The sequence below is a fragment of the Acidibrevibacterium sp. genome, assembly GCF_049965395.1.
Classification (GTDB): Bacteria; Pseudomonadota; Alphaproteobacteria; order Acetobacterales; family Acetobacteraceae; genus Acidibrevibacterium; species Acidibrevibacterium fodinaquatile.
Map to the genome: position 1 here is coordinate 1 of NZ_JBMFWJ010000058.1, position 14,885 is coordinate 14,885.

Annotated in this window: 11 protein-coding genes; 8 read left to right on the forward strand and 3 right to left on the reverse strand. The window is 64.3% G+C overall.

All coding sequences use genetic code 11. The annotated features are described in order from the left end of the window. Positions 1–220 (forward strand): hypothetical protein (locus tag ACP5M5_RS13005; RefSeq protein ID WP_427938013.1); only part of this gene is annotated, 220 nt, incomplete at its 5' end. Positions 221–270: 50 nt separating this feature from the next. Here the strand turns inward: ACP5M5_RS13005 and ACP5M5_RS13010 are convergent. Next, a complete protein-coding gene (locus ACP5M5_RS13010; protein ID WP_427938014.1) occupies positions 271–2,199 on the reverse strand; it encodes a tetratricopeptide repeat protein in 1,929 nt (642 codons plus the stop codon). A gap of 113 nt (positions 2,200–2,312) precedes the next feature. On the opposite strand from ACP5M5_RS13010, the gene proS reads away from it, so the two are divergent. From proS to dnaE, 4 genes are all read left to right on the forward strand, one after another. Further along, a complete protein-coding gene (gene proS / locus ACP5M5_RS13015) occupies positions 2,313–3,629 on the forward strand; it encodes a proline--tRNA ligase (RefSeq protein WP_427938016.1) in 1,317 nt (438 codons plus the stop codon). A gap of 1 nt (position 3,630) precedes the next feature. Further along, complete coding sequence (locus ACP5M5_RS13020; protein WP_427938018.1) at positions 3,631–4,896, forward strand: lipoprotein-releasing ABC transporter permease subunit; 1,266 nt, start codon at positions 3,631–3,633, stop codon at positions 4,894–4,896. After that, positions 4,889–5,575: an ABC transporter ATP-binding protein gene (locus tag ACP5M5_RS13025; RefSeq protein ID WP_427938021.1), complete on the forward strand. Its 687-nt coding sequence runs from the start codon at positions 4,889–4,891 to the stop codon at positions 5,573–5,575. Before ACP5M5_RS13020 ends, ACP5M5_RS13025 begins: the two co-directional genes overlap by 8 nt. 100 nt (positions 5,576–5,675) lie before the next feature. Next, positions 5,676–9,098, forward strand: a complete 3,423-nt coding sequence (gene dnaE, locus ACP5M5_RS13030) for a DNA polymerase III subunit alpha (RefSeq protein ID WP_427938023.1) — start codon at positions 5,676–5,678, stop codon at positions 9,096–9,098. A gap of 23 nt (positions 9,099–9,121) precedes the next feature. Here the strand turns inward: dnaE and ACP5M5_RS13035 are convergent, their stop codons facing one another. Continuing rightward, positions 9,122–9,496 carry a winged helix-turn-helix domain-containing protein gene (locus ACP5M5_RS13035; RefSeq protein WP_427938025.1) on the reverse strand — a complete coding sequence of 125 codons (375 nt, stop codon included), beginning with the start codon at positions 9,494–9,496 and terminating at the stop codon, positions 9,122–9,124. Positions 9,497–9,602: 106 nt separating this feature from the next. On the opposite strand from ACP5M5_RS13035, the gene gabD reads away from it, so the two are divergent. From gabD to dapB, 3 genes are all read left to right on the forward strand, one after another. Further along, positions 9,603–11,081, forward strand: coding sequence for an NADP-dependent succinate-semialdehyde dehydrogenase (gene gabD, locus ACP5M5_RS13040; protein ID WP_427938027.1), 1,479 nt, complete (start codon positions 9,603–9,605; stop codon positions 11,079–11,081). A gap of 184 nt (positions 11,082–11,265) precedes the next feature. Further along, positions 11,266–12,630, forward strand: coding sequence for a glutathione-disulfide reductase (gene gorA / locus ACP5M5_RS13045; RefSeq protein WP_427938028.1), 1,365 nt, complete (start codon positions 11,266–11,268; stop codon positions 12,628–12,630). Between the two features lies 1 nt (position 12,631). Next, complete coding sequence (gene dapB, locus ACP5M5_RS13050) at positions 12,632–13,408, forward strand: 4-hydroxy-tetrahydrodipicolinate reductase (protein WP_427938030.1); 777 nt, start codon at positions 12,632–12,634, stop codon at positions 13,406–13,408. On the opposite strand, the gene ACP5M5_RS13055 is transcribed toward dapB, so the two are convergent. Then, positions 13,402–14,885: glycosyltransferase family 2 protein (locus tag ACP5M5_RS13055; RefSeq protein ID WP_427938032.1), on the reverse strand; the 1,484-nt coding region annotated here is incomplete at its 5' end. The two genes, dapB and ACP5M5_RS13055, sit on opposite strands and share 7 nt — an antisense overlap.

Sequence of the window (14,885 nt, forward strand, 5' to 3'; positions counted from 1 at the left end):
CCAGAGCCATCACTCTCAAACGCTCATCCAACCGAAAATCCGGTTATGGGAGGTGTCCAGCTTAAAAAAAAGCAAAAGTTTTTTGGTTCCTTTTTTCAAAAAAGAACTTTCCCCCGACCCGTTTCTTGCCTTCCCTCTATTGCGCCTACCCGATCGGGAGTTCCGTCTGCGCCGGGCGATGTGGTTGGTGCTGGCGGCAGTGGGGAGCACCCAGCGATGACTGGAGAGTGTTGATTTCTAAACAGTCTCCGAGGGGATTGGGCCGTCGGCTCAGGCGGCGCGGGCGGTGACGTCTGGCGCCTGGCCGGCGAAGGTCGCGAGATCGGCGGTGAGGGCGGAGATTACCGGCACCCAGTCGCCCTGATGCGGCTGGCGGTAGAGACGAAGCGTCGGATACCAGGGGCTGTCCCTTCGCCCGCGCAGCCAGCGCCAGCAGCCATCGAAGCGCGACAACAACCAGACCGGCTTGCCGAGCCCGCCCGCGAGATGGGCGACCGAGGTATCGACCGAGATCACCAGATCGAGCCCGGCGATGAGCGCCGCGGTATCGGCGAAATCGACGACTTCCGGCATCGGGTTGACGATCGCAAAGGGCGGCTCCGCGAGTTGCCCCGCCGGCGGCCCTTTTTGGAGGCTGACGAAGGTAACGCCCGGCACCGCGCCGAGCGGCGCGAGGGCGACGAGCGGGAGCGAGCGGCGGCGATCGATCTGAAACCATTTCGGCTGATCGGGGTGCGAGTCTCCTGCCCAGACGAGACCCACTCGCGGCGCCGGGCCAGCCGGCAGGCAGGTCGCCCAATGGCTGATCAAGGCGGGATCAGGGGCGAAATAGGGAACGGTGGCGGGGATCGTTGCAAGATCGGTCCCGAATACGAAAGGCAGGCTGAGCAGCGGGCAGTGAACATCGAAGGCGGGCAAGGCCTCACCGCCGGCAATCACCTCGATATCTCCTGGCAGTATCCCGGGCAGGCTGGCGCAAAGCCGCTTCAAGGGCGGCTGCACCTCGAGGATCACCCGCGCCCCGCGCCCTGCGACCAGCGCCGCGTAGCGGACGAATTGCAGCGTATCGCCAAGGCCCTGCTCGGCATGGAGAAGGATGGTGCGGCCGGCAATGTCCTCCCCCCGCCAGCGCGGCTTGGGCAAGACGCGTTTGGAGGCTTCGGCGCGTTCGAGCCGGCGCTCATAGAGCGCAAACCCCTCCCGCATTTCCGTCCCCGTCATCAGGAGCGCGAGGGCGAAATTAAAAGCCGGCTCGGGGTTGCTGGGCTCGAGTTCGCTTGCGCGGCGGAGATCGCTGATCGCTTCCTCGATCCGGCCGAGACCGTAGAGGGAAACGCCGCGATTGCAGAGCGCCGGAACATTATCGGGGTGGCATTGGAGCGCGATGTTGGAGGCGGTGATCGCGTTGTCGAACTGCCCAGTCTCAAACAGCGCTGCACCGAGATTGACATAGGCCTCGGCATAATCGGGTTTGAGCTGGAGCGCCTTGAAACAGACATTGATGGCATCGTCGAACCGCCCGAGGGCCCGAAGCGGGGCGGCGAGGTTGGAATAGGCGATCGGCCAGTTCGGCGCCTTGGCGATGGCGGCTGCGCCCGCTGCGACGGCCTCCTCAGAGCGCCCGGCATGGAACAGCGCACCACAGAGATTGGAATACGCTTGGAGATGGTCGGGCACCCGCGCGATCGCCTCGTGATAATACCGGACGGAGGCTTCGAACCAGCCTTGTGCTTGCAGGGCATTGCCGCAATTGGACCAGGCATCGGCTAAATCGGGCCGGTGCGTGAGCAGGCGCTGATAGACCTCGGTGGCCTCTGCAAACCGGCGGCTCTCATAGAGCGCATTGCCGAGGCCAAAACTCGCATCGGCGTCGTCCGGGCGGAGGGCAAGGGCGGCGCGGAAGGCGCGTTCGGCCTCGGCCGGCCGACCGAGCGCCATCAGCGTGGCACCGAGGCCAACCTCGCCGTCATAATCGGCGCGGCGGGCAAGGCCGGCGCGGAGCCATTCGACAGCGCGCGCGAAATCGCCGATTTCGCGATGGATATGCCCGAGCAGCAGCCGCGGCTCGGGCGCTTGGGGCATCAGGGCGGCGGCGGCGGTGAAATGCCGCACCGCGGCCGTGCGATCGCCGGCCTGGTAGGCGGCGATGCCTGCTGATAGCGCGTCATCGGCGCTGAGGGGGTGCGCGTCTATCGTCATGCGCCCAACGATACTGGGCGATGATGAACAGAGATTTAATCGGCGCCCTGGCGGGACGGCGTCAGGGCGGCTAGTCTCCGCGCCGCAACACGTCAAGATGGACCCGATCGCCGATGCGCCTCTCCCGCTCGCTCATCCCCACCCTCAAGGAAACCCCAGCCGAGGCACAGATCGTCTCGCACCGGCTGATGCTGCGCGCCGGTCTCGTGCGCCAGACCGCGTCCGGCATCTATGCCTGGCTCCCCGCCGGCTATCGTGTGCTGACCAACATCGCCCGCATCGTGCGTGAGGAGCAGGATGCCGCCGGCGCCCAGGAATTGCTGATGCCGACCATCCAGTCCGCCGATCTCTGGCGCGAAAGCGGCCGTTATGACGGCTATGGCAAGGAGATGCTGCGCATCCAGGACCGCCATGAGCGCGAATTGCTCTATGGTCCGACCAATGAGGAGATGATCACCGATATCTTCCGCCAATCGGTGCATTCCTATCGCGCTTTGCCGCAAATCGTCTATCATATCCAATGGAAATTCCGCGACGAGGTGCGGCCACGCTTTGGCGTCATGCGCGGGCGCGAATTCCTGATGAAGGACGCTTATAGTTTCGATATCGACCACAAGGGCGCCGTCATCAGCTATCGCAAGATGATGCTCGCCTATATGCGCACGTTCCAGCGGCTCGGCTTGCGCGCCATTCCGATGGCCGCCGATACCGGGCCGATCGGCGGCGATCTCAGCCACGAATTCATCATCCTCGCCGCAACCGGCGAAAGCCAAGTGTTCTATGATGCCGCCTTTGAGGCTATCGATTACACCAGCCGCGAATTCGATATCCACGCGGAGGCGGACCTCGCGCGCTTCTACACGATGATGACGACACCCTACGCCGCGACCGATGAAAAACATGATCCCGCGCTCTTCGAGAAACTCGACCCATCGCGTCGGCGCGAAGGGCGTGGCATCGAGGTCGGGCATATTTTCTATTTCGGCACCAAATACAGCCAGCCGATGAATTTTACCGCAACCGGCCCGGACGGGCAGCCATTCCATCCCGAAATGGGCAGCTACGGCATCGGTGTGAGCCGCCTCGTCGGCGCGGTGATCGAGGCCTCGCATGACGAGGCTGGTATCATTTGGCCCGAGGCCATCGCTCCGTTCCGCGCCGCTATCCTCAATCTCAAACCCGGTGATGCCGCCTGCGATGGTCTCTGCGAACGGCTCTATGAGCGCTTCGGTGCGGCAGCGCTTTATGACGACCGCGAGGAGCGCGCCGGCGTGAAATTCGCCGATGCCGATCTCCTCGGCCATCCCTGGCAGATCATCGTCGGCCCGCGCGGTGCCGCTGCCGGCAAGGTCGAACTCAAACGTCGCGTGGATGGCGCGCGCGAGGAGGTTTCGCCGGAGGCGGCGCTCGCGAAACTTCTTGGCGTATAGCATGTTCAACGCGTTCGAGCGGGCGGTCGCCGGCCGCTATCTTCGTGCCCGTCGTGGCGAGCGTTTTGTTTCCGTCATCGCCGGGTTTTCCTTGATCGGCATCGCGCTTGGGGTTGCGACCTTGATCATCGTGATGAGCGTGATGGGTGGGTTCAAGGTCGATCTCCTCAACCGCATTCTCGGCCTCAATGGTCATCTCGGGATCTATGCGATTGATGGCGAAGGGCCAGCGCGTGGGCTTGCCGATTACACGGCGCTCACCAAGCGGATCGCCGCGATCCCCGATGTCACCTTGGCGATTCCGGTGGTGGATGGCCAGGCGCTGGTCTCAAGCCCGCGCGGCGCCGCAACCGGTGGCCTCATTCGCGGCATTCGTAAGGAGGATATCCTGGCGCTGCGTGCGGTCAGCGATCATCTTGTGGAGGGCTCGCTCACTGATTTCACACCAGGTGATGCGATCGCGATCGGTGTCGGCATGGCGCGGCGCCTTGGTCTTTCGGTCGGCGACACGCTCACGCTGATCTCACCGCAAGGCGCGGCGACGGCGTTCGGCACCGTGCCGCGCATCCGCGCCTATCGCGTGGTTGCGATTTTTCAAGTTGGCATGAACGAATATGATCAGGCGTATGCTTTCTTGCCGCTCACCGACGCGCAGGTGTTTTTCCAGGAACCTGACCGCGCGAGCGAGATCGAGGTGCGTGTCAATGATCCGCTTGCGGTCGGCGCCGTCGTCCGCGCGATTCGCGCAGCCCTTGGTGATACACCGGTTCACATCATCGATTGGCAGCACAGCAACGATAGTTTCTTTGCCGCCGTCGAAGTCGAGCAGAACGTGATGTTCCTGATCCTGACGCTGATCATCCTGGTCGCGGCGTTTAATGTCATTTCCTCACTGATCATGATGGTCAAGGACAAGACACGCGATATCGCCGTCTTGCGCACGTTGGGCGCGCCGCGTGGCGCGGTGATGCGGATTTTTCTGATGTGCGGCGCCTCTGTCGGCGTTGCCGGGACGCTGATCGGCACGCTGCTCGGCGTGGTTTTCTGTCTCAATATCACAACGCTGCAACGCTGGGTCGAAAGCATCACCGGGGTTTCGGTGTTCAATCCGGAAGTCTATTATCTCGCGCATCTGCCAGCGCGACTCGACTGGCGCGAAGTCACCGAGATTATCGTCATGGCGTTGGCGCTTTCGCTGCTTGCGACGCTTTACCCGAGCTGGCGCGCGGCGCGCACCGATCCGATCGAGGCGTTGCGGCATGAATGATCCGAACATCGCGCTTGCGATGACGGGTGTCGCACGCGTCTTTCAAACCGAGGCCGGGCCGCTGCCGGTTCTCCGCGGCGTCGATCTCACGCTTGCCGCCGGCGAGATCGTCGCCCTGGTCGCGCCATCGGGTTCGGGCAAATCAACGCTTTTGCATCTCGCCGGGTTGCTCGAAAAGCCCGATGAAGGCGAGATTTTCATCGCCGGGCGCGCCGCCGGCCGGCTCAGCGATAGCGAACGGAGCGCGATCCGTGGCGATACCATCGGCTTCGTCTATCAGTTTCATCATCTACTCAGCGAGTTCACAGCGCTCGAAAACGTCGTTCTGCCGCAGATGATCAGGGGCCGCGCGCGTCGCGCCGCCGCAAGCCACGCCGGTGATTTGCTCCATGCGCTCGGTCTCGGCGCGCGGCTGCATCACCTGCCGGGAAAACTTTCCGGCGGCGAGCAGCAGCGGGTCGCGATCGCGCGCGCCCTTGCCAATGCGCCGCGGATCTTGCTCGCCGACGAGCCGACCGGCAATCTCGACGTCGCAACGGCCGAGATCGTGTTCGCGACCCTCCTCGATGTGGTTCGCGCGCGCGGCGTTGCGGCGCTGATCGCAACCCACAATCCCGATCTCGCGGCGCGCATGGATCGCCGCGTGACGCTGATCGAGGGGCGGCTCGTGTCCCTGTAAGACAGGGAAAGGGTTCTTTTTTTGAAAAAAAGAACCAAAAAACTTCCCGCCGTTGCGGCAGTGCCTTCGGCATCGCCGCTGCAAGAACGATGGTGGTGCTATGACACATGCGGATTTCGTTCATCTCCGGGTCCATTCTGCCTATTCGCTGAGTGAAGGAGCGATCAAAGCGGAAAAGATCGCCGAGCGCGCGCGCGCTTTGGCGATGCCGGCGGTTGCAATCACCGATAGCGGCAATCTTTTCGGGGCATTGGAATTCAGCGGCGCTTGCGCAAAAGCCGGCGTGCAGCCAATCATCGGCTGTCAGCTCAATCTCGCCCGCGCCGACCAGCCACGCCTTGCCCCCGATCCGATCGTGCTGCTGGCACAAAACGCGGCAGGATTGGCCAATCTCCAACGTCTTTCGTCTCTCGGCTTTTTGGCCCCCGAGCCGGGCGTAAAGCCGCAATTGCCGCTCAGCGACATCGCAGCCCATGCCGAGGGTTTGATTTTGCTTACTGGCGGCACGACGGGGCCGCTCGCCCGGCTCCTCGCCGAGGGGCAGCGCGATGCCGCGGCGGCACTTCTCGCGGCGATCAACGAGGCCTTTCCCGATCGCACGGTGGTTGAACTCCATCGCCACGGGCTTGCGCTCGAACGCGCGATCGAGCCCGGACTGATCGCGCTCGCCGATGACGCCGGCCTGCCGCTGGTTGCGACCAATGATTGCTTTTTTGCCGATGAAACCATGTTCGAGGCGCATGATGCGCTGCTCTGCATCGCCGAGGGCCGCATGCTTGCGGAAACCGAACGCCGGCGCGTCTCGCGTGAGCATTGGTTCAAGAATGCTGGTGCGATGCGGTTGCTCTTCGCCGATCTTCCCGAAGCCTGTGACAATACCCTCGCGATTGCGCGGCGCTGCGCGGTCATGGCGGAAAGCCGCAAGCCGATGCTGCCGGTGTTTCCGAAAATCGCTTCTGGCACCAGCGAGGAAGAGACCTTGCGGGCGATGGCGCGAGCGGGGCTTAATGCGCGCCTTGCGGCGGCGGGTATCGATGCGGCGCAAGCCAAACAATACCATGAGCGGCTCGCCTACGAGCTCGACGTGATCGCCAAGATGGGATTTCCCGGCTATTTCTTGATCGTCGCCGATTTCATCCAATGGGCGAAAGCGCAGGGCATTCCGGTCGGGCCCGGGCGCGGCTCGGGCGCGGGGTCGGTGGTTGCCTGGGCGCTGACCATCACCGATCTCGACCCGCTTCGCTTCGGCCTTTTGTTCGAGCGCTTTCTCAACCCAGAACGCGTTTCGATGCCAGATTTCGACATCGATTTTTGCCAACATCGTCGCGACGAGGTGATCGCCTATGTGCGCTCGGAATACGGCGCCGATCGCGTCGCGCAGATTATCACGTTCGGTAAATTGCAAGCCCGCGCCGTGGTTCGTGACGTCGGTCGGGTGCTCGGTCTCCCCTATGGCCAGGTCAACAAGATCGCCGAACTGATCCCGAACAATCCCGCCAAACCGGTGACGCTCGCGCAGGCGATCGCCGGCGAACCACGTTTGCAGGCGGCACGCGCGGACGATGAGGCCATCGCGCGTCTCCTGGAGATCGCGCTCCAGCTCGAAGGACTTTATCGCCACGCCAGCACCCATGCCGCCGGCATCGTCATCGGCGATCGCCCGCTGATCGATCTCGTGCCTCTTTATCGCGACCCACGCTCGGAATTTCTCGTCACGCAATATTCGATGAAATATGTCGAGCAGGCGGGACTGGTGAAATTCGATTTTCTCGGTCTCACGACCCTTACCATCCTGAAGCGTGCGGTGGATTTTCTGGCGGAGCAAGGCGACGTCGTCGATCTCGCGCATTTGCCGCTCGATGACGCGAAAACCTATGAGATGCTCGCCCGCGGCGAGGCTGGCGGCGTGTTCCAGTTCGAAAGCCAAGGCATGCGCGATGTCTTGCGCCAAATGCGGCCCGACCGCTTCGAGGATCTGATCGCCGCCGTCGCCCTCTATCGCCCTGGCCCGATGGCCAATATCCCGGCCTATTGCCAGCGAAAGCACGGCGAGAAATGGGCGCCGCCGCACCCCGATCTTGCCGATATCCTCGGCGAGACCTATGGGATCATGGTCTATCAGGAGCAGGTGATGCAGATCGCCCAGCGCCTTGCCGGCTATAGCCTCGGCGCCGCCGATCTTCTTCGCCGCGCCATGGGCAAGAAGATCCGCGCCGAGATGGAGGCGCAGCGACGGATTTTTCTCGAAGGCGCCGCAGCGCGCGGGATCGAGGCCGCGAAAGCCGGCGAAATCTTCGATCTCATGGAAAAATTCGCGGATTACGGCTTCAACAAATCGCACGCCGCGGCCTATGCCCTGGTCGCCTATCAGACCGCCTGGATGCGCGCCAATCACCCAACCGCCTTCATCGCCGCCTGCATGAGCCTTGCCATCAACAATACAGACAAGCTCGCGGCACTGCGCCAGGAGGCACGCGCCCTCGGCATCAAAGTGCTGGCACCCGACATCAACCGCTCCGGCGCCGATTTCACGCTCGAGCGCGGCGAAGATGGCAAACTTGCGATCCGCTATGCGCTGGCGGCGGTAAAAAAAGTCGGCGAGGCGGCAATGGCAGCCCTGGTCGCAGCCCGCGGCGCCCGCCCGTTCGCCGATTTCGCCGATTTCGCGGCGCGCATCGATGCCCGCGCGCTCAACCGGATGCAGCTTGAGAATCTCGCCAAGGCCGGCGCTTTCGACAGTCTCGACGAAAATCGCGCCCGCGTCTTCGCCAGTGCCGAAACCCTGCTCCGCCGTGCCCAGGCCGCGGCCGAGGAGCGCGAAAGCGGCCAGGCGGCGTTGTTCGGCGGTGAAGGTCGGCGCGAGGCGCTGCGTCTTGCCGATGTCGCGCCCTGGCCGCTGATGGAGCGGCTCGGCTATGAAGCCGAGGCGGTTGGGTTTCACATCACCGCCCATCCGCTCGACGCCTATGCCGCGACATTGCCGCGGCTCGGCGTCATCCCGAGCAGCGCGATTGCGTCCCGCGCAGCGGCGGGGATCGGCCGCGTGCGTCTCGCCGGGACGCTGATCAGCGTCAAGGAGCGCCCCACCCGCACCGGGAGTCGCATGGCCTGGGCGCGTCTCTCCGATGCCGGGGGGTCGTTCGAAATCACACTCTTCAGTGAGACGCTGGCCCGCGCCCGCGATCTCTTACAGCCCGGGGCGAGCCTGCTTGCGATCGTCGATCTCCGCCTCGAAGGCGACACGCTGCGCTTGACCGCACAAGAGATCACCGCCCTCGATGCCGCCGCGGCGACGGTCGCAAGCGGCATCCGGGTCTGGCTCCGCGATGGCGGTGGTTTGACGCAAATCCGCGATCTCTTGGGCCGCGAGCGCGGCGGCAAGAGCCGGGTGCGGCTGGTGCCGCGCCTGCCGGAGACCGAGCAAGAGGTCGAGATTACCCTGCCGGGCGGCTTCCATGTGACCCCGGTCTTGGCGCAGACGCTGATGCTGCTCCCCGGTGTCGAGCGCGTCGAACAAGTCTGAGCCGCGCCAGTCTGAGCCGTGTCTCAGGTGCCGGGCAGGTGGAGCATCGCCGCGATGCGTGGCGCGGCGATGGCGTGGGCCTCGCGTTCGATCGCGCGATATTCGGCGACCACCGCCGCGCCGGCCGCGGTCAGCGTCGCGCCGCCGCCACCGGCGCCACCGGTCGCGGTGCTGACGACAGAGGTGCCGAGAGCCTTGTTCAACGCCTCGACCAGATCCCAGGCGCGGCGATAGGACATGCGCAATTCCCGCCCTGCCGCCGAGATCGAACCGTGGCGCGCGATCGCCTCCAGAAGCGCGACCTTGCCTGGCCCGATCCGCGCGCCTGAGGCGAGATCGAGCCGGATGGTGAGACGGTCGGCAGGGAGCGGTTTTTCCTGGCGGGCGATGCGCGGCATGACGAGAAATCTAATCACATTCGCCCGACGCGCGAAAGAGTGGCGCTGGCACTGAGCGCGTTCCGGGTCTATGTGAAAGCCAATGGTTCTTGCGAGGAGGAAAGCGATGCTCACCCCCATCTCCCCCCTGCCGCTCTCGGATGCGAGCCTGTTCCGGCAGCAGAATTACGTCGGCGGCCGATGGATTGGCGCGGCGTCTGGGCGCACGCTCGCGGTCCGTAACCCGTCAAACGGTGAGGTCATCGGCGAGGTGCCGGCGATGGGCGCGGCCGAGACCAGGGCGGCGATCGAGGCCGCCCATGCCGCCTATCCCGCCTGGCGGGCGCTGACCGCGAAGGAACGCGCGACGATTCTGCGCCGGCTCAATGATCTGATGCTCGCCAACGCCGATGATCTCGCGGTGATCATGACCGCAGAGCAAGGCAAGCCGCTGGCCGAAGCGAAGGGCGAGATTGCCTATGCCGCGAGCTTCATCGAGTGGTTCGCCGAGGAAAGCAAGCGCGTCTACGGCGATACCATTCCGCAGAACGCCAAGGGTCGGCGGATCATCGTCCAAAAAGAACCGATCGGGGTTTTCGCCGCGATCACGCCGTGGAACTTCCCCGCCGCCATGATCACCCGCAAGGCCGGGCCGGGTTGGGCCGCCGGCTGCACCGGCGTCATCCGCCCGGCGAGCCAGACGCCGTTTTCCGCGCTCGCGATCGCCGTTCTCGCCGAGCGCGCCGGCATGCCTCCCGGCGTCTGCAACGTCATCACCGGCCCCTCGGGCGAGATGGGCGGCGAACTCACCGCCAACCCGCTGGTGCGCAAGCTCTCCTTCACCGGCTCGACCGAGATCGGGGCGAAGCTGCTCGCGCAATGCGCGCCGACGATCAAGAAAACCAGCATGGAACTCGGCGGCAACGCGCCCTTCATCGTTTTTGACGATGCCGATCTCGACGCCGCTGTCGTCGGCGCGATTGCCAGCAAATATCGCAATGCCGGGCAGACCTGCGTCTGCGCCAACCGGCTCCTGGTGCAAGACGGCGTCTATGACGCCTTTGCCGCCAAGTTGAAAGTGGCAGTCGAGGCGTTGCGTGTGGGCGACGGGATGGAGCCGGGGGTGACGCAGGGGCCGCTGATCAATGCCGACGCAGTCGCCAAGGTGGAAGCGCATATCGCCGATGCCCTCAAGCGCGGCGCCCGCGTCGTCACCGGCGGCGCGCGCCATCCGCGCGGCGGCAATTTCTTCACCCCCACCATCCTCGCCGACGTGCCAGCCGGCGCCGATATTTTCCGCGAGGAGACCTTCGGTCCGGTCGCGCCGCTATTCCGCTTCAAAACCGAGGAAGAGGCGATCAAGCTCGCCAATGACACCGAATTCGGCCTCGCGGCCTATTTCTACGCCCGCGATGTCGGGCGCATCTTCCGGGTCGCCGAAGGGCTGGAATACGGCATCATCGGCATCAATGAGGGCATCATCTCGACCGAGGTGGCGCCGTTCGGAGGCATGAAATCCTCCGGTCTCGGCCGCGAGGGCTCTAAATACGGCATCGAGGATTACCTCGAAATCAAATATTTGGCCCTGGGTGGGATTGGGACGTAAGAGTAGTTTGTTCTTTTTTCAAAAAAAGAACCAAAAAACTTTTATCTGTCGGGCAGTGCCGCAGGCACTGCCCGCGCGAAAGGTGTTGCCACTCCGAGAATCGAGATAAAAGTCTTTTTGCTTCTTTTTCTTCAGAAAAAGAAGGCTCTTATTGTCTGCGTCCTTACTGGCCGAGGAGAGGCTGATGGGCTTCGATTTCGATCTTTTCGTGATTGGCGGTGGCTCCGCGGGCGTGCGCTGCGGGCGGATCGCGGCCGCGCATGGCGCGCGGGTCGGGGTTGCCGAGAGGCGGTTCTGGGGCGGAACCTGCGTCAATATCGGTTGTGTGCCGAAGAAAATCCTCGTCCAGGCCGCCGAATATGGTGCCCATGCCGAGGACGCGGTGGGGTTTGGCTGGCGCGGTGCTGCGGCAGGCGTGCATGACTGGGCAGCGCTGATCGCGGCGAAAGACCGCGAAATCGCTCGCCTCAACGGCACTTACCGGCGCCTGCTCGAGGGCGTCGGGGCCACGGTTTTCGAGGCTCAGGCCCGCTTTCTCGACCCACACCGGATCGCGGTCGGCGATACCGAAATCAGCGCCGAGCGGGTCGTGATCGCAACCGGCGGCCGGCCGCTTCGCCCCGATATTCCCGGTGCTGAACTCGGCATCGTCTCGGATGACGCGTTTTATCTCGACCGGCGCCCCGAGCGCGTGGTGATCCTCGGCAGCGGCTATATCGCCGTCGAATTCGCGGGGATTTTTCGCGGCCTCGGCGCCGAGGTCGATCTTGTCTTCCGCCAGCCGCTGCCGCTGCGCGGTTTTGATCGCGATTTGCGCGAGGCGATGGCCGAGGCGCTGGTGGCGCAAGGCGTGCGGCTGTTCCCCGAAAGCAACATCGCCGCCGTGGAAGCGATGGGTATGGGGCGGGTCGCGGTGCTGGCGGATGGCCGGCGCATCGCCGCTGACTGCGTGTTTTTTGCCTCCGGCCGCGGCGCCAATACCGCGGGGCTCGGCCTCGATCGCGCCGGCGTTGCGACCAGCGCGAGCGGTGCGGTGATGATCGGCGAGCAGTGGCGCACCAATGTCGCGCATATCCATGCGATCGGCGATGTGACCGATCGGCTCAATCTGACGCCGGTCGCGACCGCCGAGGGGCATGCGCTGGCCGATCTTCTGTTCGCGGGGCGGGCGCGGGCGTGGAATTTCGCTACCGTGCCGACCGCGGTTTTCAGCACGCCGCCGCTCGCGACCGTCGGCCTCTCAGAAGAGGACGCGGCGGCGCGTGGAAAAACCGATATCTACCTCACCCGCTTCACGCCGATGCGCCACACCATCAGCGGGCGGGCGCGCAAGACCTTGATCAAGCTCGTCGTCGAGCAGGCGAGCGGGCGGGTTCTGGGCGCGCATATGTTCGGCGAGGATGCGCCGGAAATCATTCAGGGGATCGCGATCGCCGTGACGGCCGGTGCGACCAAGGCCGAGTTCGACCAGACCATCGGCATCCACCCGACGGCGGCGGAGGAGTTCGTGACGCTCCGCCAGATCACCCGCACGGTCGGCGGGGCGTGAGATGATCCGCATCGGCATCACCGGAATCGCCGGGCGCATGGGGCGATTGCTGGCCGAGGAAGTGCTGGGCGCGGGGGTTCTGGCCGGCGGCACGCTTCGCCCAGGTTCGGCGGCGCTGCCGCCCGATGGGGTTCCTATTCTCGCCGATATCGCCGCTCTCGCCGCCGCGTCCGACGTGGTGATCGATTTCACCCATGCCGCCGCCGTCAGCACGCATGCCGCGGCGCTGGCGGCGGCTAAGACTCCTTGGGTGCTTGGCACCACCGGGTTGTTTGACGCCGATGAGGGGGCGGTCGCGGCGGCGGCACGCGAGGTTCCGGTCTGCGCCGCGCCAAATTTTTCTCCGGGCGTCACGCTTTTGCTGGCGCTCGCCGAACGCATGGCGGCAGCGCTGCCGGCGGAGAGTTATGACGCCGAGATCGTTGAGATGCATCATCGCCAGAAGGTCGATGCACCGTCCGGCACCGCGCTCGGGCTAGGCCGGGCGGTTGCCGCCGGGCGTGGCGTCGATCTTGCTGCGGTGATGGAAAGCGGTCGCCACGGCCAGACCGGGGCGCGCAAGCCCGGCGCCATCGGCTTCGCGGCCTTGCGCGGCGGCCAGGTGGTCGGCGAACACAGCTTGATTTTCGCCGGCGCCAACGAGCATATCGCGCTCAGCCACCGCGCCTTCGACCGGCGTATCTTTGCCCAAGGCGCGGTGCGAGCGGCGCTTTGGCTCGTGGGGCGGGCGCCCGGGCTCTACACGATGCGCGACGTACTCGGGCTCGGCGCTCAGTAGATTTCCACCTGATCGAAATGGAGATAGCCGGGTCGCAAGCCGATGATCCGGACATAGCGGGCGGCAGGCGGGAGGTTGGGGGTCCAGATCAGGGGGGTGCCATCGATCCCGCCGAACGGGGTTTCGCTCCGCCGCACATAGACGAGACGCCAGGCCTGTGCGTCATCGGAGACCGCGATCGCCAGCGCTGAGGTGCGCGCCATGATTCCGGGATCGCTGTCGAGTCGGTTATAGATTCTGATTTCGCGGAGGGTTTCGCGCCGCTCGAGATCGACCTGCCACCAGGGCTGGGGGTCGAAATCGGTATGGTTGTTGTAGGTGCCGGAGAATTCGCCACTGACGAGGCGCGCGGCGTCTCTTGCGGGCGTGTCTTCATGCGACCATTGCGAGACCGAGCTTTGCGTCGCCGGCTTGCCGCGCGCGAGATCGCGCCCCGGCGGGCGGGGCACCAGGCTGGCGCGCCAGCCGCCGGCGAGCACGCGGCGCCAGTAGTCGCGCAGATAGGTATCTTCAACACGATTGAAATCGTTGAGAAAATTTTGGAGATAGCCTTCGTCCACCACCCGCTTGAAAGCGAGCTGGCCGTGAAAATCGCCCGCCGTGCCGCGCGCCAGCCGCCGCGCGATGTCGCTTTCCGCGCGGAACGCATAATGATGAATCGCGGCGGTGGCGATGATGCGCGCTTGGCGGTCGTCCGTGTCGAGATAGGCGCGCGCTTTTTCCGGGAAATCGGCGTAATAATCGCCGATCGGATCGCCGAGCACGTTGATGCGCCGCAACTCCGGCCCGCCGAGGTGCCCCCAATCATGCCAGAACCCGGTTTCAGCCTTGGCGAGGATCTCGTCGATCGCGAGGGCGGATCGCCGGGTCAGGGTTTTGGTGAAGTGATTTACCCATTGGTCGCGCCGCGTGTATTGCAAAAGAACGCTGCCCTCCGGCCGCCTGGCAAAGCCATTAGGCCCGAAGAAAATCCAGTTAAAATAGAGAGCATCACAAATTCCTTGGTAATTTTCCATAAAAGAATGGATATTGTCGTGAGTCTTGAGGGCAAGAAACTCATCGATATCGAGAAACAGGAACCATTCGGTATCGTGTGAAAAATTCTTCAAAAAATGTTTGTACATTTGGGTCTGAAATCCCCGGAACGGATAATGTATGAATGTAATGAAGGGGATATCTTCGCCGAGAAGGGGCAGTAGGCGCTCATAAAGCTCGGTCGGGTCGTCGTCGTTGCAATAGAGATAGATATGCGCAAAGCCGATCGCACGGTGATAGGCGATCCATTCGAGGATGCTGCTCGTCTCCCAGCGGGCACAGGCGGCGAGGGCGAAGCGGTGTTTCGGCGTGAGAGGCATCGCGCTAGAGGTGGTTGCGGCGGCTTGGGTCACGAAGGCCTCTCGATGGCGGAGAATGGTCTCGTTGCATCCATCGCGGCCTCGGCGAATACGTGGCGCGCTTACGACAGGATAGGCCGGCT